The organism is Lactobacillus sp. ESL0700, from assembly GCF_029392095.1.
In the GTDB taxonomy this organism is placed as follows: Bacteria; Bacillota; Bacilli; order Lactobacillales; family Lactobacillaceae; genus Lactobacillus.
In genome coordinates, this window is the sequence record NZ_CP113930.1 from 1922275 (window position 1) to 1942545 (window position 20271).

A 20271-nucleotide genomic window follows, 5' to 3' on the forward strand; every position below is an offset into this window, starting at 1 on the left:
TAAATTTGAGTGTAAAAATATTTAAATAAAATCTAAATACCAAAAAAGTCCGTTAGAACTTTCAAGCTCTAACGGACTCTTTATGTATAAAATTATTGTAAACTCGATCATAATAAAATTTTTATGCCTTATTTTTCACGAAAAGTATAAAGATACATTTTCAAATACAAAACACTCGCAAAAATAAAGTAGGGATCTTTGACAGATAGGTACTGGCCGTCTGTAACTTTTAATTCGACTGGATCAACAAAAATATTGTAATTACTCAGGCGCGAAATTTCATTATCAACGCGTTCAACCACAGAGATGAATGGCACCCCGCTCGTTCGCAACTGTCTAGCAAACAATCTTGCGTTATCAGAAGTTCCCTTTAGCGTAATTAAAATCACAATGTCATCTTTAGTTAGCGACTTAGGTAATGACGACAACTCATCAACACCTTCAATGAAGAAAATGGTGATATTAATCGTTAAGAATAACCGTCTAATTTCTTGAGCAATATTTCGCTGCAGCGTTCCTGTACCATAGACAAAAACTTTTTTGCTTTTTAATAGTGCTCGACAAATATCCGTAAAGTCCTTGTTAATTATTTGTTCAACAAATTCATTAATTTGTACCTGATATTGATGAAAAATATCCTCATCAATTCTAGGAACAATATTTTCCTGCTTGAGCAAATAGCGCATTTCTGAAAATCCTTGTAAAGAAATTCTTTTAGAAAAACGAACGATTGCTGACGGCGATACGTTACATTTGGATGCTAGTTGTGTCAAATTTAATGATAAAACCGATTTTTTAGAAGATTTTATGACCTGCCAAATATGTTTATCAGTATCTGTAAGCCGCTCAAAGTTTTTAATTACTAGATCGTCAATCACCAGCACTACCTCCATTAAATGAACCATCATTAATAAAATAATTCGTTGACTAATTGCATTGTCTGTCATTATTCTATCTATTTCAAGTACATTAAACAAAGAACCTGATTATGCTAGGTACAACAAGTTTTCACTCGCATCTATTTGCTTTAGATTATCTTCCGGCTTTTCAACTTGATGGCCATTATTATCTGTAATAATCATGACTACTATCGGATCATAGCCAGCCTGTTTAATATTAGCTAAATCCATTTTAATTAGCGGCTGGCCTTGTGTGACTTCTTCGCCCTGCTCAACCTCAGCAGTAAAGCCCTCGCCGTGCAGGTCAACTGTATCAATTCCTAAATGCAGCAAAATCTCACAGCCAGTCCGAGCATCTTTAAGTCCGATTGCATGCTTGGTCTTGGCTAGCATCACTACCTGACCCGTAACAGGTGAAGTTACTTCACCAGTTGTCGGTTCAATCGCTATTGTTTTACCTAAAATCTCTTGAGCAAAAGTTTCATCTTTAATATCTTTAGCTGGCACAATTTGTCCTGTAACTGGAGCAACTATTTCACCAGAATTACTGTTTGTTGTTGCAACCGGCTCATCATTAGCAACATCCTTACCAGCTTTAGCTTGTTCCCACTCTTGAATCTTCTTATTAGGATCAAAGAAGAAGTAAACTAGTGAACCAGAAACTAACATCGCTGTAATATGAATAATAAAATAGTTAATCAATGCTTGTTTACTGTACAAATATGTAACTAAACCCGGAATAGCAGCTACGCCCATGCCAGAACTTGCGGCATGCAGTAAACCAGCTACCATCCCTGAAACAGCACCACCACATAGAGCGAAGATAAATGGCATCCCGAATTGTAAGTTAACACCAAAGATAGCAGGTTCAGTAATTCCCAAAAATGCTGGCAATGATGAAGAAGTGTATAGACTGCGCTTCTTAGCATCCTTAACTTTCAATCCAGTTACTAGAGCTGCGGTTGCTTGGGCGATAATCCCACCAGTAATCATTGCGTTAAATTGGTTGAAACCAGTCGTAGCAAGCAGGCTAGATTCTAGGGCTAAGAAGATATGGTGCATCCCCGTAACCACAATTGCCTGTTGGGTACCACCAATAATTAATCCACCTAAACCAAATGGCAGATTAATTACAGCCTTGGCAACAAACAAGATACCGTGTTCAATTTCCTGGCAAACTGGCCCAATAACTAACAGACCAAGTAATCCTGAAATCAGCAGTGTAACAAACGGTGTAATTATTAAGTCTAAACTATCTGGAACTATCTTTTCAGCTTTTTCTCAATATATGCAGCTAGCATAACTACTACTAAGGCAGGTAAGACTGAACCGGCATAGCTAACAACATTGTCTTGAATGCCAAAGATATTAATCGTCAGTGCCTTTGCCGTCCCCTTAATAATATCGTTAGGGTTAGGCAAGAGCGGGTTAACTAACATCAAACCGAGGATTAAGCCCAATACTGGTGACCCACCAAATTGGCGCATTCCCGACCATGCAATTAAAACTGGTAGGAAAGTGAATGCTGTTTTCATCAAAACTGTGGCAATAGTCAATGCAGCTGGACTCATGTGAACATTAAATGCCGTCAAGCAGTTAATAATCCCACTGAATAATCCAGTTGCAACTAAAGCAGGAATTACAGGGATAAAAATATCTCCCAAAATTCGGGACACTTTTTGTGGTAAGGACATGCCCTCATATTGACTAGCTTGCCCGCCATCTTGGTTATCGTTATTAGATACCAAATTGTAAATTCGGTCTACTAGCCCAGTACCCAAGATAACTTGGAACTGATCACCAGAATAAAATTCACCCTTAACGCCAGCAATTGAACTAATGCCGTCTTCATTAATCTTACTTTTATCAAACGGCGTAATTCTAAGTCTAGTTGAACAATGTGACACGTTCTTGATATTATTTTTTCCGCCTATGTTTGCCAAAATTTCTTTAGCAATATTACGATCATTGGTTTTCAACGTTCTTACCTCCTTATTTATGGTCTAACGCAAGTGCCATCTGGCAATCGGCTAATTGTCCAATCACTGGTCCAATCATCCTTAAATGAAATTTCCGGATATTCTTTAGCCGCTTCTTCATCAATATCGACGCCGATACCAGGGCGGTCATTAACATAAATATAACCATCACGAACAGTAGGTGTCCCCGGAAATACCCGATAAGTATTTTCCTTAATGCTATTGCTCCACTCCTGAACACCACAATTGTGTGAAGATAAACTCAATTGGGCATTGACAGCATGACCAATAGCTGACAAGTCTCCCGGGCCATGCCATGAAGTCTGGATGCCATACAAATCGGCAAAAGCAATTAACTTCCTGATTGGAGTAATACCACCAATCTGACTAATATGGCATCTGATAAAGTCAATGTCACGATCCTGAATTACCTTCATCCATTCGCGTGGATTATTAAACAATTCACCCATCGATAGAGGAACACTTGTCTGCTCCCTAACTCTACCTAACCAATCCATTTGTTCTAGTGGAACAACATCTTCCATGAATAGCGGCGAGAACTTCTCCATTTTTCTTAAAAAAGTAATTGCCTGATTAGGCGTCAATCTCTCATGAACATCATGAATTAGCCTTATCTTGTCGCCGAACACATCATGAACCTTAGTAAAAGCTCGTAAAACTGTATCCATGTACAAGTACGGATCATAATAAACACCATCATTGGGCCCAGTCACTGGACCGTAATCTGAACCACCATAACCGTTAACTTGAACCCGAATATTAGTCCAGCCCTGGTCGACCTTACCTTGAACCTGCTTAACGGCATCATCTACCGAAGAAGCATCAACATGAGTATATGCAGGAATGGCATCGCGACATTTACCACCAAACAATTCATATAGCGGCATGTCAGCCAACTTACCCTTAATATCCCACAAGGCCATGTCAATTCCTGCTACTGCATTATTGAGAACTGGACCATTGCGCCAGTAGGAGTTAGCTGTGCAGGCCTGCCAAATATCTTCAATATTGTTTGGGGATTTCCCAATCAACATCGGCTTAAGATAGCTGTCAATTGCCTTCTTAACGACCTTGATTCTTTGAGTAAATGTTGCACACCCGACACCATAAATGCTTGGGTCATTTGTCAACACTTTGACGACCAATAAATTTATTCCTTCCGGAGCAGTGATAATGGTTTTAACATCTGTTATTACCAATTTCTTCATGAATCACTTCACCTCTCGCTTTCTAAAACAATTTTTATTGTAAGGGCTTCCTCGAAAAATAGATATACTTCTTGACCATTTGAATTTTTACTTCGCAAGTTGAATAATTTTTTATTTCTTAAAAAATTTTTTAAACAAAAAAAGAGCCTTACAACCGTAAGACTCTTACTCTTTTATAAAAATTTTTATCTTAACACACGCATATTGCTCTGCTTATCCATTACCGCACGAATCTCCGCATCAGTAACCAAATTAAGATCGCCGCTAATTGTCAGCTTCAAAACGCTGGCAGCAATCGCATAATCAAGTCTATCTTGGGCACTGAAATCATGCAATAAACCATGCATTAACCCCGCACCAAAGGCATCGCCGGCAGCAACGCCTTCCCACACGTGCATCTTATAAATCGGTGTTTCATAAACTTGCCCGTGATCAATCATCAGCGCCATCCATTCCGAATCCTCAACAGAATGAATGTTGCGTAAGACGCTAGCAACTGTTTGACACTTAGGGTACTTAGCAGTGATGGCTTGCATCCCCTTGATAAAAGCATCTTTTTGTTCAATGCCGCGACTCATATCACCATCAAAAGCCTTGATACCCAGTGTTGCTTCAAAATCTTCATCATTTGCCAAACAAACATCGACATACGGCATCAATTGTGCCATTGCCTGTTGCGCTTTTTCTGGAGACCACATTTTACCGCGATAATTCAGATCGCACACGACTTGAATATCATGGTCAAGACAATATTGACAGGCTGCTAATACCGCCTGAAACATTTCAGTGGAAACAGCGGGCGTAATTCCTGAGAAGTAGAAATAACTGGCATCCTGCAAAATTTCGGCCCAGTTATATTCGGCCGCCTTTGAAACTGCAAATGAACTACCAGCACGATCATAAACCACACTGGTGTTGCGAACACTCGCACCTTTTTCAAAGAAATAAATACCTAGTCTTGGGCCACCAATCCGCATTTCAGCTGTGTCGACACCATAGCGGCGCAAAGTTCCTAAGGCTGCTTGACCAACCGCATTTTGCGGTACTTTAGAAACAAACTGCGCATGATCGCCAAGTAATGACAAAGAAGTTGCGACATTAGCTTCCGCACCACCGTAAAGACCCGAAAAAGTATCAGTTTGGATAATCCGTTGGTTCTCTGCTGGCTTAAGCCGCAGCATCATTTCGCCAAAAGTTACTACCTTCTGCATTCGTCTCACCTATTTTCCTTGGATTCTTAAAATTTCCTTATGGTAGGCTTCTGCTTGTTTAGTCACTGCATCGTAGTCACCTTTAGCAGCTGCTGCAGTTAAATTGCTGCCGGCACCAACGACAACAACACCGGCTTCAAACCATTCGTGCATGTTCTCAAGGTTAACGCCACCAGTTGGCATAATGTTAACTTGAGGTAGTGGTGCCTTAACTGCCTTGATAAAGCCGCGACCCAAGACACTGCCCGGAAATACTTTGACAATTTCTGCACCATAACGCATTGCCGTTTGAATTTCAGTAACTGTCATGCAGCCCGGCATGTAAGGAATTTGGTATTCATTACACAATAATGCAACTTCCTTATCAAAGGATGGCGCAACGATAAATTTAGCACCCGCCATAATGGCAATTCTTGCAGTGACAGCATCTAATACTGTGCCGGCACCAACAACAACTTCTGGGTCAGCGCTATATTCATCGTGAAGCTCGCGAATAATTTCATCTGCTTGTGGTGCAGTGAATGTTAATTCGATTGCCTTAACGCCGCCTTTAATACAAGCAACTGCTGTCTTGTAAGCTTCTTCTTTTGACTTACCGCGAACAACAGCAACCACACCCGCATTCTGCACTGCAAGCAATGTTTCAGTCTTTTGCATAATATTTCCTCCGATTTTTATCACTAATTATAACTTTATGGTAAACCTTTACCTTATTTTTTTCAATCATTATCTTGGAAGTGATGATAATTCATCCCTCCCGATTAGTTGTTTGCTATAATAGCGATATAAACATTGAATTTGAGGCTTTTATGAAAAGAAAAACAGCTAGTATTAAAGATGTCGCTAACCTAGCGGGCGTATCAATCGCAACCGTGTCACGATTTTTGCACGGAAAATATAATCGAATGTCACAAACGACTGCCCAAAAGGTTGCGAGTGCAATTGAACAACTAAATTACGTACCTAATGCAGCAGCCCAACAATTGATTACCAATAAAAGTAAAACAATTGCGATTATTGTAGCCAATATTGCCGACTCATTTTCAACCGAATTATTTAAAGGAGCCAGCTCAGTTCTAGAGCCTGTCGGTTATACAACAGTGATGCTAGACACCGACTCGCAGCAACAAAAGGAAGAACATTTAATCAATGCCGTTGGTTTAAACACTTATGATGGCCTGATTTTACAGCCTTTAAGTAGCGACGTTGCCACGATTAAAGATGAGGTGCGCCGCAAAATTCCCATCGTTATCCTTGATCGTAAATTAGCCTACTCTCCCTGGCCGCAAGTTTTAAGTGATAATCGCAGTGCTAGCTATCGCGCAGCTAAATATTTCTCTCAGCACAACTGTACCGATGCAATTGTCTTATCTTCACCAATTTCTGTCGCTTCCACAAGACAGGAACGCTTAGCAGGAATTAAAGAAGTCTACCCTCAGGCAACAATTCTAGAATTTAACGATGAGAGCAATCAAGATGCTGTCTATCAAAAAATAGGTAAAGCTTTAACCGATAATCGAAAAACCGTTCTCTTCTTCCTTGAAGAGCGGTGGCTACTTGCCCTGTTGCCGCGGCTAATCAATGATAAGCTGCTTAACGAAAAGAAACTACAAATTTCAGGCTTTGCCGACACCGATTTAATTTCAACGATTTGGCCCACTGCTAAAATGATTATTCAAAATCCTTACCAAATGGGTAAAAGCGCTGGTCAAATCATGCTTAAGTTACTAAACGAAAATCAAAATATTCCCGAAGTCACAACCATTAAAACGGAATTTAAGCCCAAATAGGCACTAGCAAATTTTTGTTTAGCTAACCGTAATACCACCAGTAATGGTAGTGATTTTTACATGATTATCGCTAGTGAAGTTTCTGCCTGTCTGGTTGGCAAAGCAGCGCACATGCCCGGCTACTGTTGATAATTGATAGTCACTGGTTGGATCAGCTTGAGTAATGCGCACGCCGCCGTTAGTTAACTTCAGGATATTCTGTCCCAATAATTGACTGGCATCAATTTTGGCACCACCATTTTTTAATCGAGCATCAAGAGTCAATTGGCTGTGATTAATTTTAATACTGCCATTGGCAATGCGCAGTATTGTCTGCGGCAAACTAGATTGTGCAATTGTTACAGAACCATTGGCCGTTTTAAGTGTCACTTGCCTAGTAACTTTCAGTCCATCTAATTTACTAGCGCCATTTTTAAGTTCCAATACTAAATGATTGCAAGTTATAGCGGCAAGATTGATGCTGCCATTACAATCATTAATCTCAATCATGTCTAAAGCTGCCTCATTAGGAATGGTAATCTCAATTCGAGGCTGCTCTAGGTATAAGTGAAGTAAATTAAGCTGAACAATATCGGCATCACTTTCAGTAACAATTAAGTCATTGCCCCTAACTTCAGCGTGTAAAGTCTGCTTCTTAGTATCTGTAAGTGTAACCTGGTAAGCTGCTGCGGCGGTAATCGTAACGGCCGCATTTTTAACATTAATTTTGATATTGGTAAAAGCGGCAGCGGGAATTGTGTGTGTCATTTGATTAGTAAAAGTCATCGTTGTTCTCCTTGTAAGTTGTTTTGTTATACTCACCATTAAAGACTATTTATTAATAAAAACAACCAAAATTCAGTAAGTGGTCGCTTACCTTGCCTAAGAGGCAGTAATAAGAAACTGAAAATATTGCTGCCTACTTTAAGACCAAGGTCATAATAAAACCCCGAAATTAGGAAAATCTAACTTCGGGGTTTTGTTTCATTCAGTATTTCTATCAAATTTTAATCGATTGTTTGTACCCAACCTTCAGGGCCCTCTTTATCACCATATTGGATAGCAATCAATTCATTGTACAACTTGGTTGTGACAGGACCAGTCTTGTCTTCACTGTAAATGACATGCTTTTGTCCCTTGTAAGTGATTGAACCGACTGGTGAAATTACGGCAGCCGTACCCATTGCGCCGGCTTCCTTCATCTTGAAGGCTTCTTCCAAAGTGATTTGACGTTCAACTGGGTTCAAGCCTTGACGCTTAGCAACTTCAAGCAAGGATCTCTTAGTGATTGAAACCAAAATTGATTCGGATTTTGGTGTAACAAATTGACCTTCTTGAGTAATGCCGAAGAAGTTGGCACCACCAAATTCATCAACATACTTGTGCTCGCGTGGGTCAAGGTACAAGCAGTCGGCAAAGCCTTCTTTATGTGCTTCAACTGATGGCAACAAGCTGCTGGCGTAGTTTCCAGAAGTCTTAGCTTGACCTGTCCCAGCATAAGCAGCACGGTCATACGGACTAACTTTGTAAGCTGCTGGATTCAAGCCCTTAATATATGCACCAACCGGTGTAGCGAAAATCCGCAGAGTATATTCTGTCGCTGCAGCAACACCCAAAGCTTGCGAGGTGCCAATCATAAACGGCCGAACATAAAGCGTTGCGCCACTGTCATATGGTGGCACATATTCCTTATTAGCCAGCACAACTTGCTTAACTGCCTCAACGAATTTATCTTCTGGATATGGTGGCATTGCTAAACGTTCAGCTGATAAAGTAAACCGGTGGGCATTTTGATCAGGCCGGAACAGATTAATCTTACCGTCTTTTCTACGATAAGCCTTCAGGCCTTCGAAAATTTCCTGGCCATAGTGCAACACTTCTGCACCTTCGGAAAGAGTCACAGTCGAATCTTCAACTAATTTTCCTTCTTGCCATTCACCATCTTTATATTTAGCTTCATAACGATATGGCAGATCGCGATATGAAAAGCCCAGATTATTCCAATCAAGATCTTCTAGCTTCTGTTTCATCAGAGTACCTCCACTTATTAATTTCTAGGATAGATATGAAAATTTATGTCATGTTATTTTCATAATTATTTAATTGCTACCTAATTTAACTCATAAAGATACAGATGTCAATAGCAGATGATAGTTTTTCTACCTATATATAACAAAAACGCCACTTCCAAAAAGTGATGTTTTTAAAATTAAATTATTTCTCTTCTTTTCCGACTTTTTCGGCGTCGGCTTCTACCTTAGGATTAATATCCAATATTGCCTCACCGTTTAAGTAAACATGCTTATCATCAGCAGTAAACTTAACTTCCTTAGTGTCCGGCTCTTTCATTAGCAGTTTAGCAATTGGCGTTTCCAAATCTTGCTCAACTACCCGACGCAATGGCCGTGCACCAAACTTCTTGTCATAACCCTTCTCTGCAATATAGGCCTTAGTTTCATGTGAAACATCAACCTTAACTTTTCTCTTGGCAAGAACTTGGTCCATCTTCTTGAGGTAAATATCGATAATCTTGGTCATATCTTCTTCACTCAAGGAGTTAAACGGCACAATCGCATCCAGCCGGTTCAAGAATTCAGGTCTAAAGTAAGCTTCTAGAGCCTTAATCATTTTATCATGGTCAACTTTACCATCCTTAAGTAAATTGTCAGAAAAGCCGGCATTAGAAGTCATAATTAAGATTGTATCCTTGAAGGAAACTGTCCTGCCTTGGGCATCTGTTAAGCGACCATCATCCATAATCTGCAGCAATGCATTGAAGACTTGTGGGTTAGCTTTTTCAATTTCATCAAACAAAATCAAACTATACGGCTGGTGACGAACTTTTTCAGTTAATTGACCACCTTCACCATAGCCAACGTAACCCGGAGCAGAACCGATTAATTTGTTAACTGCCATCTGGTCCTGATATTCTGACATATCGAGGCGAATTAAGTGATTTTCACCACCGAACAATTGAATTGCTAATTGCTTGGCCAATTCTGTCTTACCAACCCCAGTTGGACCAGTGAGCAAAAATGAACCAGTTGGGCGATCGTTGTCTTTGAAGACTTGCTTACGTGCAATTGCATCGGTAATAATATCAATCGCACTATCTTGATCAATTACCGCCTTCTTTAGTCGTTTAGCTAAGTCAAGATTATGTTGTCCTTCACTTGCATGCAATTCACTCATCGGAATCTTGGTTCTTGCCTCAATTAAGGCATAAATATCTTGATCCGTAACTCGCGGCGTTGCAACATCATGAACGTGATCTTTTTTATCGGTCAATTCCTTGATTTGCTTCTTTAAATCACTAGCTCTAGTGTAGTCTTCCTTTGCAGCAGCCTCTTTCTTCTCGTGTTCAAGGTGCTCAATTCGCTTCTGCAGACTAGCTTCATCTTCGGGAACAGTATCCAAGCCTTTTTTGGCACCAGCCTCATCCATTAAGTCAATTGCCTTATCTGGTAAATACCGGCCTTGAATGTAACGCTGTGATAATTCAACTGCCAGGCGCAAAGCACTATCATCGTATTTAACGTGGTGATATTCTTCGTACTTCTTCTTTAAGCCTTCCAGAATTTTAACGGTTACATCGGCCGATGGTTCTGGTACTTGTACTGGTTGGAAACGCCGAGCCAAAGCCGCATCATTTTCAATTCTACGGTATTCGCTGGTGGTCGTTGCCCCAATTAAATTCAAATCGCCACTGGCTAAAGCTGGCTTCAAAATGTTGGCAGCATCCCCACTATTATTTTCAGAGTCAGTTGAACCAGCACCGACAATGTTGTGCAATTCATCAATGAACAAGATAATGTTCGGGTCTTTTTTAGCTTGGTCAATGACCTTCTTCAAGCGTTCTTCAAAACTGCCCCGCAAGCTAGAACCCGCAACCATATCATTAATATTCACATCAATAATATGCTTGTCCTTCATCTTGTCCGGAACATCGCCGCTCGCAATCTTCTGTGCCAAGCCTTCAACAATCGCTGTCTTACCAACACCAGCAGGTCCAACCAAGACAGGATTATTCTTTTTCCGCCGACTTAAAATCTCGATTACTTCCTGAATTTGCTCATCACGACCAATTACAGGATCATATTTATGCTTCTTAGCCTGCTCAACTAAGTCAACACCAATTGGCTTGTCCTGCTTAGGGTCTGGACCAGCAACTGGACCTTGACCATTAAAATTTTGTGGCGACAAGTGCATATCACCTGAATAATGGATTGGAATTGAGCCGTTGTCAGAATCCTTCATATTACCAAAGAAAGAATTGTTTAATTCGTTAAATAAATTATCAAAATCGTTATCAAAGTATGCCATTTATTAACACCCCTTATTATAGTTTTGCGTCTTCAATTAGCACTCTATGAATTAGAGTGCTAATCTGTTTACATCCTAAATTATAACAGGTTATCCACAAATAGCAAATTATTTGTCTTACTTTTCCACAACGTATAGCTTTATTCTTAGGTAAACAAAAAAATGCCGATAAATCAGCATTTTGTATAGTCTATTTATTATTTTTTTGATATAAATCGTAGTGTTTACGCAGATATTTTGCAGTCAAACTTGTGGAATTTTCAGAAATATCCACAGGTATGCCACTAGCAACTATCTTACCTCCCTGCTGGCCACCACGCGGTCCCATATCAATCATATAATCACTGTTAGCTATCACATCTAAGTCGTGAGTAATTGTAATAATTGTTGCCTGCTGAGCTAACAATTTTTGCAAAACTGCTAGCAATGTCCGCACATCATACGGATGCAGCCCAACCGTCGGCTCATCAAAGACAAACAGACTGCCCTTTTGTTTACGGTGCAAGTGACTGGTTAGTTTCATCCGCTGCGCTTCACCACCTGATAAAGCCGGCGTTGACTCGCCTAAATGCAGGTAGCCCAATCCCATATCGTGCAAGGTGGTGACAGTTTTTTGAATTGCTGGCACTTTTGCAAACACTCCTTGATTGAGTACATCATCAACTGAGAGAGCTAAAACATCCGCAATACTCAGTCCCTGCCATTTAACTTGCAAAACTTTGGAGTTATAGCGTCGCCCGCCACACACAGAACAAGTTTCCACCATATCAGGCAAATATTGAATATCAAGTGCAATTACCCCCGTCCCACCACAGGCTGGACAAGCACCTTCTTTATTATTATAAGAAAAATGTGTGGCCTTATATTTTAACTGCTTTGCCAGCGGCTGGTTGGCGAATAATTTGCGCAAATTCGTCATAATGTCAGTATACGTCGCAACTGTCGACCGCTGGTTTTTACCAACTGGCGCAGAATCTACACTAACCACATTCGTAATTCCGCTGGCTGCTAAATCCTTGACCCAGGCTGGTCCAGGCTCGTGCTTTTTTTGCGCCTTAAGAGCTGGTAAAAGCGAATCAAGAATCATCGTTGTCTTGCCAGCACCGGAAAAGCCAGTAATTGAGGTCAAGCGACCAACGGGAATTTGCGCGTGAACATCGTGTAGATTAAAACGATCAGTAACTGTAAAAGTAATCTTCCCCTTGGCAAACAACGTGGCTTCTTTAGCCTGCGGCCTAACTTGTAAAGGTGCGTTACCTGTTAGATAAGGGCCAATGTGTGAACTTTCATTTTGCTTAATCTGATCGGGCGTGCCCTGAGCAATAATTTGGCCACCTTGACTGCCAGATCCCGGGCCAATCTCAATAATCCAATCGGCCGCGTTAATAATTGACGTTTCATGGTCAACAACCACCAAGGAATTCCCCTGATTAACCAGTTCATGAAAAACATCAATTAATCCGGCCACATTATCCGGGTGCAGACCAACAGACGGCTCATCTAAAACGTACAATACGCCAGTCGTTTCCGTTCTAAGCGTCCGGCCCAACTGTATTCGTTGCAATTCTCCCGTTGATAAGGTGCTAGCTTGCCGCGCCAAACTTAGATAATCTAAGCCTAACTTTAATAGTGGCTTAACTTGATGCATCAATTCACCAGTTAAATTTTGAGCCAATGCCTGCATATTTTCTGGTAATTCAGCCAAAATCGCCTGCATATAATCATTTAACTCACCCAGAGTTAGTTGTTCTGCCGCCACAATATTTTTACCGGCAACTAACTGTGTCCAGCGACTAGGATCAATCCGCGAGCCATGACAGCGTGGACAGGTGCTAAACCGGTAAAAGGCATTAATTCGCTCTAAACCGCGTTCTGACTTGGTTGTTTTACGCGAATTAGCAACAGCATTATAGGCATTTTCATATAAAGCGTCTAAATGATAGACGCGCCCAGTTGAGGTTGGCAGATCAATTGGAATTTTTCGTTCTTCACCATGTAAAACAATTTGCTTTTCCTTAGCTGTTAGTTCCTTATACGGAATATCGGTACGGACGCCGAGCTCACGTGCAATCCGCCACATCCAGTTACGTCCCGGAATCTGCCATGTAGCCACAGCACCTTGCTCAAGCGATAGATTTTCATCGGCAATAATCTTGTCGTCATCAATCTGCTCAACTGTGCCAAGACCCTGACATTGTGTACAGGCACCATCAGAGTTAAAGGCAAAGTCTTCTGCACTAAACGCATAAAATTGAACGCCGCAAGTTGGACAGGTTATTTGCCCCATCGCATCCCCCGATAAGTCCATTGCTTGAGCAATTTTAATTGTCGGTGCCACCCGATGCCCATTAGGACAAACCGGCGAGCCCAACCGTGAAAAAATCAGCCGTAAAATATTAAAAATTTCGGTTACCGTGCCAACCGTCGACCGCACGCCAGGAATTGTCGGCCTTTGCCGTAATGCCAAAGCTGACGGAATATGCTTTACTTCATCAACGGCGGCCCGACCAACTTGACTAATTCGACGTCTGGTATAAGTCGCCAGCGAATCAAGGTAACGCCGCGCACCTTCAGAATATAAAATTCCCATCGCCAAGCTTGATTTTCCCGATCCGCTAAGACCAGAAATAGCAACAAACTTATGCAGTGGAATATCGACATTTATATTTTTTAAATTATTTACGCGGCCACCACGCACTTGAATTTGAGTTGGCTGCTCTTGATATTTCATGTTTATTGCCCCTTTTATTTATTTGGCTTTGGTTGTCTTTCCGACTTCAGCAAATATTGTCTAATCAATTGAACAACCTGCTTATTCTGTGGCAAATCCGAATGGTCGGCTTCTTTACCCGTGACCGTCATTGCCGTATACGATTTAACCTGATTTTGAAAAATAAACTTGCCTGCCGCAACACTAGATTCAGGAACAATGCCATCTGACTCATAATTTTTGCCGCCGGATAATGAATACACCCGCAAATTCTTAGGTAATTTGGAGCGACTTTTAATAAAATCAGCCAGCATTTGCGTGTGATTAGCCATATTATTTTCCGTAAAATTATACGGCGTCCCTAAGGTCATCAGGCACTTCATTTTCGTCTCACTGGAATAGTCTGCATAATAATGTTCGAGCCAGTAAGTCCAAATTAAACCGCCGTTAGAATGACCAAACGCCTTAAAATTATTGAATTTATAATTACTCATTAGCGAGTCAAAGGCAATATCGAGCCACTGTGCCTGCTTTTTAATATTGGCATAACCATCCTTGTTATTATCAAAGCCGATAATAATGAACGGTTCCATGTCATTTTTACCAATTGAGCCGGTGTAAGAGAGTTTTGATTCACGTGAAACATTAATTTTTAAAACGCTATGATGATGCAGTGTTGTCTTATTCAACTGGTCGATTAACTGGTTAAACCGCTCAGTTGTCGCACTCGACCCCGGAACCATAATCACCGGCGACAATAATGATTTACTACGTTCGGCACGAGCATTGTTGGACTTTTTCATCCAGTTATATCCTGGAATTGCCAGCAAAAGTAGTATGACTACCAGTAAGCAGATCCACTTAAAATTCTTATTTTTGCGCATTAATCGCACCTTCTTGCTCAGAATTAAGTCGGGGCTCAATCTTTTCACCAATTTTAATAATCGGTAATAATAGACAAGCATCCAATATTAACAAAATTATTGGGAAAACTAACGCTACCCAATCACCGTTAGTACCGAAAAACGGGATTAAAATTCCCGGTGTACCTTTTAAAATTGGGTAGACAGACACGGGTAAAATATGAAGGCTAATCGCACAGGCAGCAAGCAGCATATTTATCAGCGGCAATACTAATACCGGCAAAATAAACAACGGGTTTAAAATTAGCGGCATCCCCACAGCAAAACCCAACGTTGAACTAAACGCTACTGGTAATAAGCTGAGCAGTGCCAGTGCCTCAATCTCATGATTTTTTTGTCTAAGCAAAAGTACCACAATAACTGCCAGCACAATACTTGTACCACCCATCGTCCCATAATTATTAATTAGTGAACTACCTAAGAACTTGTACGGTACATTCCATGAATTACCGTGATGCAGCGCATAGGTCAAATTCTCTGCTGTGTAAGCATTGTTAATCGTCCCCGACATTGAACGAAGCGGATAACCGATGCCGAGCCAGCCGAGCAGCGTGATTACTGCCGATAGTAGCATGCCCTCAGCCAAATTATTGGTCGTTTGCATGCGGCTGACAATTTCATTAAAACTCGCAGAATTTAACATTTTTAGTTGGAGTTCATAAATAATGACCCCGAGAATAATACCTAAAATCAGCGATACGACCATTGGCAGTACACTCGCCCACGCCCGATGACGAATCCACTTTGTGTTCTCACTTTTAACAAAAACGTACCGCTTCCCCAGAAGATGAAAGACCTGCCCCACGCAGTAACCGACAATTAACGCAATAAACACACCGTCAACCTGCAATAAGCTAGCCGTAAACGGCATGCGACTATCGCGGCCGCTGCTTGAAGCATACGAGCAAAAAAGAATGACTAACACAGCCGCCATGCCAGCCATTGTCGAATCACGCTGATATATTCGAGCAGTATAGCGCGCCATAAAATAGGCGGCATAAACGCCAAAGACGCCAAAAGTCACCTGCACCATGCCGCGACTTACAAAGGAACCCGCATACCATAAATGATCTGACAAAATTTTATCCAAACCAAAAATATTGTAAATTAACCCGTTAGGCGAAAATACAAGATCGAATAAAAGTTGAAAATATGAACCCAAAACAGCGATGGGCATTAACATTACTAGTGTTCTTTGTGTTGCTCGAAAAAATGAGCGCTGCCGCAACCACACTACAGTCTTTGCAGAAAAATCAATCATTAATTTACGCCTTTACTTTATTAACTTAAATAATAATACTCAACCCTCTTAAGTCTATCAGCTCTAAACAATTAGTGGTTTTTTAACAGCAGATTTTAAAAAAATGCTATAATGAGTGTAGTTTGTGAAAGGTGAGAAAATGAGTAAGAAGAGAATTGAGTTAAACGAAAAAACAGAAAAATTGGTAGAAAAATATCTTGATGTAAATGAATCTGGTATTAACGAATTGACCAATAAGGCGCTGCAGTCGTTTCTTATTAATCATCTCAGTGCTAGCCAAGTCAAAGACGCATTACAAGAAATAGATGGCGTCAGCGGGGCAAGTACTAAATATTCAGAACACTTATTTAAAAATAGCATTGACGACTTAAACAGATTCTAAAATCTGTTACTAACTAAAAAAGCAGGAGCTTACTCCTGCTTTTTTTATTCCCTAAATTGGTTGCCCGCCAAATTTCGGTAAAATTCTGCCTTAGTCGCTTGAATATACGGTGTCAGTACTAATGACCCAATACCAACACACAAGCCAACTATTGCCGCGTGAGCAAATACTTGAGAAAGACTTGTAACGCTGACCAATGCGGTTAAGCCAAAACTAATTAAGCCGCCCACTACATACAGCAAAATATACCAGCCCATAAAACTCAAATCGAGGACAAACAATTCCCACTTGTGTCCAGCCATTAAGTCTTTGCTGGCCGTTACCCCAGCAGTAAAGCTAACATGCTGACCACTATCTACCATGTCTTTCACGATATAAGGCGTCATCGCGTAAGAATACGACTTAATTAACCCAGGGATAACCAGCAGTAACAACCACAAAATTTCAAAAACATTTTGCATCAAATAATTGAGCAGTTCTGGAATAAAGAGATTATCATAAAAGGCCGAAAAAGCCGACTTAACAATGTTATCCTTGCGGCCATCACATAAATTTAAAAAGGTGACGGCGTAACTTAATGCAAAAAAACTAATAAAAATTGATAAGCCAATTTGCAATAACCATTGCAGCTGAACCTTGTAATCCATTCCCGCAATGTTACCACGCACAGCAAATTGCATGTAACTAGGACTAGAAACAATTAAATTAATCACAGAAATAATCAATGCTACGCCAATAGCCCAGCGCCAATTACCACGTAATTTTTCTTTTGCTTCTGCCTTTAATTCTGCTCTGGTCATAGTCAAGCTCCTTTTTATTAGTAAATATAATTTGTATTATACACTATTTTTATAAAAATAATAGCAGAAGTTAGGGTATCAAAAAAAGCCTAGTTCCACCAACATCGGAACTAAGCTCACACAGTGTTGTGCCGTTATTACTGACCACATATAGAAGTTAGCATTTTCGCTACCGGAGAAAATGAATACTTTCCTATAACGACACAACAAAATTTTAGCATGCAATTTGACAAAAGACAAGGTTTAACCTGTTATATTTTCACTACCAGACTTTAAGCCAATCAGTCGACCCATAATTTGATTAATCTCTGCCTTCAAAATGACAAACTGACCTGCCCTAGTCTGGTTAGACTGGATGATCATCATTGTCTTGCCGTTATCAGTAGTGCGCATAAAGGTATAGTAACCTTCACCAGCACCATTAGCGGTTTTAACATTGTACTTAATGTTATTGTACAAACCACCATTATAATATACTGGCGGACCAGCTTCATACAGCAACTTGCGACTCGCGGTTGTTAAAATCTTGCCAGCTAAAATATAGTGCATTACTTTAGCAATATCTTCATTTGACATGACAACAGAACCAGCACCAAGCTCATTATGAGCATCGCGTAAAGCCGCCTTGTGCTTAACAGCAATATAGCGACCACGACGATAAATCATCCCTGGAACTAAACCACTGCCAATAATTTTTTCGGATTTCGACCACAAAAATGCGGTGTGCTTCAATTGCAGCGGTTTAATGTAGCTTTCTCGGAACAATTGTTCATAACTTTTGCCAGTAATTTGCGACATTATGCCACATAAATAAATATAATTAAGTGAACTGTAATGCCATTGCCCTAGCAATTTTGAGGTAAATATCGTTCTGGCAGCATCGTAATTAATGTTGTCATCGTCGGATATAAAATGCTTGCGGCCCAGCTGGGCCCCAGGCTTTAAATCCAAACCAGCTGTCATTGTCAGCAGATTTTTAATCGTTATCTTTTTAGCTCCCGGAATTTCCGGATAAAACTTACTTAGATGATCGTGCAGACTTAATTTTCCTTTTTGCACTTCGTGCATCACCATTGCGGCCGTCATCGACTTTTGGACAGAATTAATTAAATAACTAGTGTCAGTCGTGTTTTCTGTAGCATAGTCCAGCAAAGTTTTACCATTTTTAATTACTAAAACAGAACCTTTTATTCCCAGAGCATCAATTTTCTGGCGCACTAATTGTCTTTTAAACTTTCCTTCTGACTTGTATCTGCAGGCGTTTTATCAGTTACACTAATCGCATACGGCTTATTTTGCCATTTTTTAGTGTAAAAATAATTATGAATATTATAGTTATAAGGCAAGTTAGTTTTCGCCATGAACGGTTTAACCGCTTGATCAACTGCAACCCAGCCGCGCCAACCAAGGTGAATCGTATCTTCCATAAAGTACTGCTGTCCGCCACGTTTTGACAAGTCTTCAACGTTAGCAAAACCTTGACTGGCAAGCTGGTACTTAATTTTAGAAACTGACCTTTGGTACATCTTTTGTGACAAGCCAGTATAGCTTGCCCACTTATGATTAATTGGCGGTATGATAAACAAAACATTGGTATGTTGCTTAGCAAACTGCTGCAGCATTAATTCAAAATCACTATATTCAGCTGACTTAGTATAATCAAACTTGCGTTGACTATTCTTCAGCTTACGTAAATTCTTTTTGTCCAACCTCGTTCTGTAGAAGCTGTTATTAATCCCAAACGTGTTGGAATTAGTATGCCTAGCTGCTTGTTCATCAGCAACTTGTTCAAGCCCAGCAACTGAATATTGCTTAGGCAGTAACTTGGCACGATCACGAATTTTCTGAATCCGATCACGCAGCTGGAACGTACTAAAGAACTTATCTTCCGTGTTCAACATGCGGCGTTGATTTTCCAAGATAAATCTTTGCGTCGAACTTAATCGCTGACCTTGAGCAACTTTACGCATCCCCGACTTAATTTCACCTTTTACTTCTGGCATCTGCAAGAAGCGCTTAGCTGCATACCGGTTAGTTACGGTACTCTTTTTGATTCCTAATAAGAAATTGCAGGCTTGCAGCGGTGAATAATACAAGGTAAACGCATTCGGGTCTTGGCCCTTTTTCGTAAACCATTGCGGTGAAATAATAACTACCGCTTTTTTACTCTTCAATTGCTGCGCTGTGCCCTGCATCCCTAAGAACTGGGCTAACGATTGACTACCAGGTCCACCAAGCAAAAATGGCCGATAATTGCGGTGATACTTTTCAGCTAAAACACTTGGGTGTAGCGGGTCCATTCGCGACAATTCACTTGAGCCGTAAAACGGCACATAACCCTCATCAAAGGCATTTTGCTTCATTCGCGAGCCCTTAAAAATGGTCGTCGTCTGTGAATTGGCTGCCTGATAAATCGAATCTTTCGAAAAAGTTCGCTCCCATGGCAGTAACAAAATCACCAAAAGCAGGATTATAGCGCAGAGAACCGGGCCAAAAATCTGCCACAGTCGGCGTTTGTTATTCATTTTCTAAGCTTTCCACCTTTGCCACAATCTTAGCTGGCGTGTCCCATTCTGTTCTTTCAAATTCTGAAACGGGAACATCAATATCGAATTTTTCTTGCAAGCTAAGTAGCATCTGCACACTTGCCATTGAATCCATCAATCCGTTAGAAAAAATGTTTTCGTCCATGTTATCTGACAAATCTTCACCAGTTAAATCTTGTAAAATTGCTAAAACTTCTTTTTTGGTATCCATTCTTAAAACCTCTTAAATCCTTTTAAAT

General features: G+C 40.5%; 18 protein-coding genes. 2 read left to right on the top strand and 16 right to left on the bottom strand.

Annotated elements, in window-relative coordinates; genetic code table 11:
- Positions 1-128: 128 nt before the first annotated feature.
- The 6 genes from OZX63_RS09125 to OZX63_RS09150 form a co-directional block, all read right to left on the bottom strand.
- Positions 129-947, bottom strand: coding sequence for a MurR/RpiR family transcriptional regulator (locus OZX63_RS09125; RefSeq protein WP_277143411.1), 819 nt, complete (start codon positions 945-947; stop codon positions 129-131).
- 39 nt (positions 948-986) lie between these two features.
- Entirely contained in the window at positions 987-2165 is a 1179-nt protein-coding gene (locus tag OZX63_RS09130) for a glucose PTS transporter subunit IIA (RefSeq protein WP_348535265.1), read from the bottom strand.
- A complete protein-coding gene (locus OZX63_RS09135) occupies positions 2162-2878 on the bottom strand; it encodes a PTS transporter subunit EIIC (protein WP_277143413.1) in 717 nt (238 codons plus the stop codon). Before OZX63_RS09135 ends, OZX63_RS09130 begins: the two co-directional genes overlap by 4 nt.
- Before the next feature lie 17 nt (positions 2879-2895).
- Positions 2896-4107: an enolase C-terminal domain-like protein gene (locus OZX63_RS09140; RefSeq protein WP_277143414.1), complete on the bottom strand. Its 1212-nt coding sequence runs from the start codon at positions 4105-4107 to the stop codon at positions 2896-2898.
- Between the two features lie 185 nt (positions 4108-4292).
- Entirely contained in the window at positions 4293-5318 is a 1026-nt protein-coding gene (locus OZX63_RS09145; RefSeq protein WP_277143416.1) for a sugar kinase, read from the bottom strand.
- A 9-nt stretch (positions 5319-5327) separates the two neighbouring features.
- Entirely contained in the window at positions 5328-5975 is a 648-nt protein-coding gene (locus OZX63_RS09150; protein WP_277143417.1) for a bifunctional 4-hydroxy-2-oxoglutarate aldolase/2-dehydro-3-deoxy-phosphogluconate aldolase, read from the bottom strand.
- Positions 5976-6127: 152 nt separating this feature from the next.
- Between OZX63_RS09150 and OZX63_RS09155 the strand changes: the two genes are divergently transcribed.
- Complete coding sequence (locus OZX63_RS09155) at positions 6128-7108, top strand: LacI family DNA-binding transcriptional regulator (RefSeq protein ID WP_277143419.1); 981 nt, start codon at positions 6128-6130, stop codon at positions 7106-7108.
- An 18-nt stretch (positions 7109-7126) separates the two neighbouring features.
- On the opposite strand, the gene OZX63_RS09160 is transcribed toward OZX63_RS09155, so the two are convergent.
- The 6 genes from OZX63_RS09160 to OZX63_RS09185 all read right to left on the bottom strand — a co-directional run bounded on the left by OZX63_RS09160 (position 7127) and on the right by OZX63_RS09185 (position 16304).
- Positions 7127-7873, bottom strand: a complete 747-nt coding sequence (locus OZX63_RS09160) for a DUF4097 family beta strand repeat-containing protein (protein WP_277143420.1) — start codon at positions 7871-7873, stop codon at positions 7127-7129.
- Between the two features lie 221 nt (positions 7874-8094).
- Positions 8095-9120: a branched-chain amino acid aminotransferase gene (locus OZX63_RS09165; RefSeq protein ID WP_277145120.1), complete on the bottom strand. Its 1026-nt coding sequence runs from the start codon at positions 9118-9120 to the stop codon at positions 8095-8097.
- A 181-nt stretch (positions 9121-9301) separates the two neighbouring features.
- The gene (locus tag OZX63_RS09170; protein ID WP_277143422.1) at positions 9302-11410 is read right to left on the bottom strand and encodes an ATP-dependent Clp protease ATP-binding subunit; all 2109 of its coding nucleotides are present in this window, start codon (positions 11408-11410) and stop codon (positions 9302-9304) included.
- A gap of 190 nt (positions 11411-11600) precedes the next feature.
- On the bottom strand, positions 11601-14141 hold the full coding sequence (locus tag OZX63_RS09175) for an ATP-binding cassette domain-containing protein (RefSeq protein ID WP_277143424.1): 2541 nt from the start codon (positions 14139-14141) through the stop codon (positions 11601-11603).
- Positions 14142-14155: 14 nt separating this feature from the next.
- Complete coding sequence (locus OZX63_RS09180; RefSeq protein WP_277143426.1) at positions 14156-15004, bottom strand: alpha/beta hydrolase; 849 nt, start codon at positions 15002-15004, stop codon at positions 14156-14158.
- Complete coding sequence (locus tag OZX63_RS09185; protein WP_277143428.1) at positions 14991-16304, bottom strand: PTS sugar transporter subunit IIC; 1314 nt, start codon at positions 16302-16304, stop codon at positions 14991-14993. Before OZX63_RS09185 ends, OZX63_RS09180 begins: the two co-directional genes overlap by 14 nt.
- 139 nt (positions 16305-16443) lie before the next feature.
- Between OZX63_RS09185 and OZX63_RS09190 the strand changes: the two genes are divergently transcribed.
- On the top strand, positions 16444-16686 hold the full coding sequence (locus OZX63_RS09190) for a hypothetical protein (RefSeq protein WP_277143430.1): 243 nt from the start codon (positions 16444-16446) through the stop codon (positions 16684-16686).
- Between the two features lie 44 nt (positions 16687-16730).
- Here the strand turns inward: OZX63_RS09190 and OZX63_RS09195 are convergent, their stop codons facing one another.
- The 4 genes from OZX63_RS09195 to dltC form a co-directional block, all read right to left on the bottom strand.
- On the bottom strand, positions 16731-17486 hold the full coding sequence (locus tag OZX63_RS09195; RefSeq protein ID WP_277143432.1) for a DUF975 family protein: 756 nt from the start codon (positions 17484-17486) through the stop codon (positions 16731-16733).
- Positions 17487-17729: 243 nt separating this feature from the next.
- Positions 17730-18704, bottom strand: a complete 975-nt coding sequence (locus OZX63_RS09200; protein ID WP_277143434.1) for a serine hydrolase domain-containing protein — start codon at positions 18702-18704, stop codon at positions 17730-17732.
- Positions 18704-20011 carry a D-alanyl-lipoteichoic acid biosynthesis protein DltD gene (gene dltD / locus OZX63_RS09205; protein WP_277143436.1) on the bottom strand — a complete coding sequence of 436 codons (1308 nt, stop codon included), beginning with the start codon at positions 20009-20011 and terminating at the stop codon, positions 18704-18706. The genes OZX63_RS09200 and dltD overlap by 1 nt, the downstream gene beginning before the upstream one ends.
- A complete protein-coding gene (gene dltC, locus OZX63_RS09210; RefSeq protein ID WP_277143438.1) occupies positions 20004-20243 on the bottom strand; it encodes a D-alanine--poly(phosphoribitol) ligase subunit DltC in 240 nt (79 codons plus the stop codon). Before dltC ends, dltD begins: the two co-directional genes overlap by 8 nt.
- Positions 20244-20271: the final 28 nt, after the last annotated feature.

Coding starts and splice junctions, on each gene's coding strand:
- OZX63_RS09145 (WP_277143416.1), bottom strand. CDS start 5,318: ATGCAGAAGGTAGTAACTTTTGGCGAAATGATGCTGCGGCTTAAGCCA.
- OZX63_RS09140 (WP_277143414.1), bottom strand. CDS start 4,107: ATGAAGAAATTGGTAATAACAGATGTTAAAACCATTATCACTGCTCCG.
- dltD (WP_277143436.1), bottom strand. CDS start 20,011: ATGAATAACAAACGCCGACTGTGGCAGATTTTTGGCCCGGTTCTCTGC.
- OZX63_RS09175 (WP_277143424.1), bottom strand. CDS start 14,141: ATGAAATATCAAGAGCAGCCAACTCAAATTCAAGTGCGTGGTGGCCGC.
- OZX63_RS09190 (WP_277143430.1), top strand. CDS start 16,444: ATGAGTAAGAAGAGAATTGAGTTAAACGAAAAAACAGAAAAATTGGTA.
- OZX63_RS09195 (WP_277143432.1), bottom strand. CDS start 17,486: ATGACCAGAGCAGAATTAAAGGCAGAAGCAAAAGAAAAATTACGTGGT.
- OZX63_RS09185 (WP_277143428.1), bottom strand. CDS start 16,304: ATGATTGATTTTTCTGCAAAGACTGTAGTGTGGTTGCGGCAGCGCTCA.
- dltC (WP_277143438.1), bottom strand. CDS start 20,243: ATGGATACCAAAAAAGAAGTTTTAGCAATTTTACAAGATTTAACTGGT.
- OZX63_RS09160 (WP_277143420.1), bottom strand. CDS start 7,873: ATGACTTTTACTAATCAAATGACACACACAATTCCCGCTGCCGCTTTT.
- OZX63_RS09125 (WP_277143411.1), bottom strand. CDS start 947: ATGACAGACAATGCAATTAGTCAACGAATTATTTTATTAATGATGGTT.
- OZX63_RS09180 (WP_277143426.1), bottom strand. CDS start 15,004: ATGCGCAAAAATAAGAATTTTAAGTGGATCTGCTTACTGGTAGTCATA.
- OZX63_RS09150 (WP_277143417.1), bottom strand. CDS start 5,975: ATGCAAAAGACTGAAACATTGCTTGCAGTGCAGAATGCGGGTGTGGTT.
- OZX63_RS09155 (WP_277143419.1), top strand. CDS start 6,128: ATGAAAAGAAAAACAGCTAGTATTAAAGATGTCGCTAACCTAGCGGGC.
- OZX63_RS09170 (WP_277143422.1), bottom strand. CDS start 11,410: ATGGCATACTTTGATAACGATTTTGATAATTTATTTAACGAATTAAAC.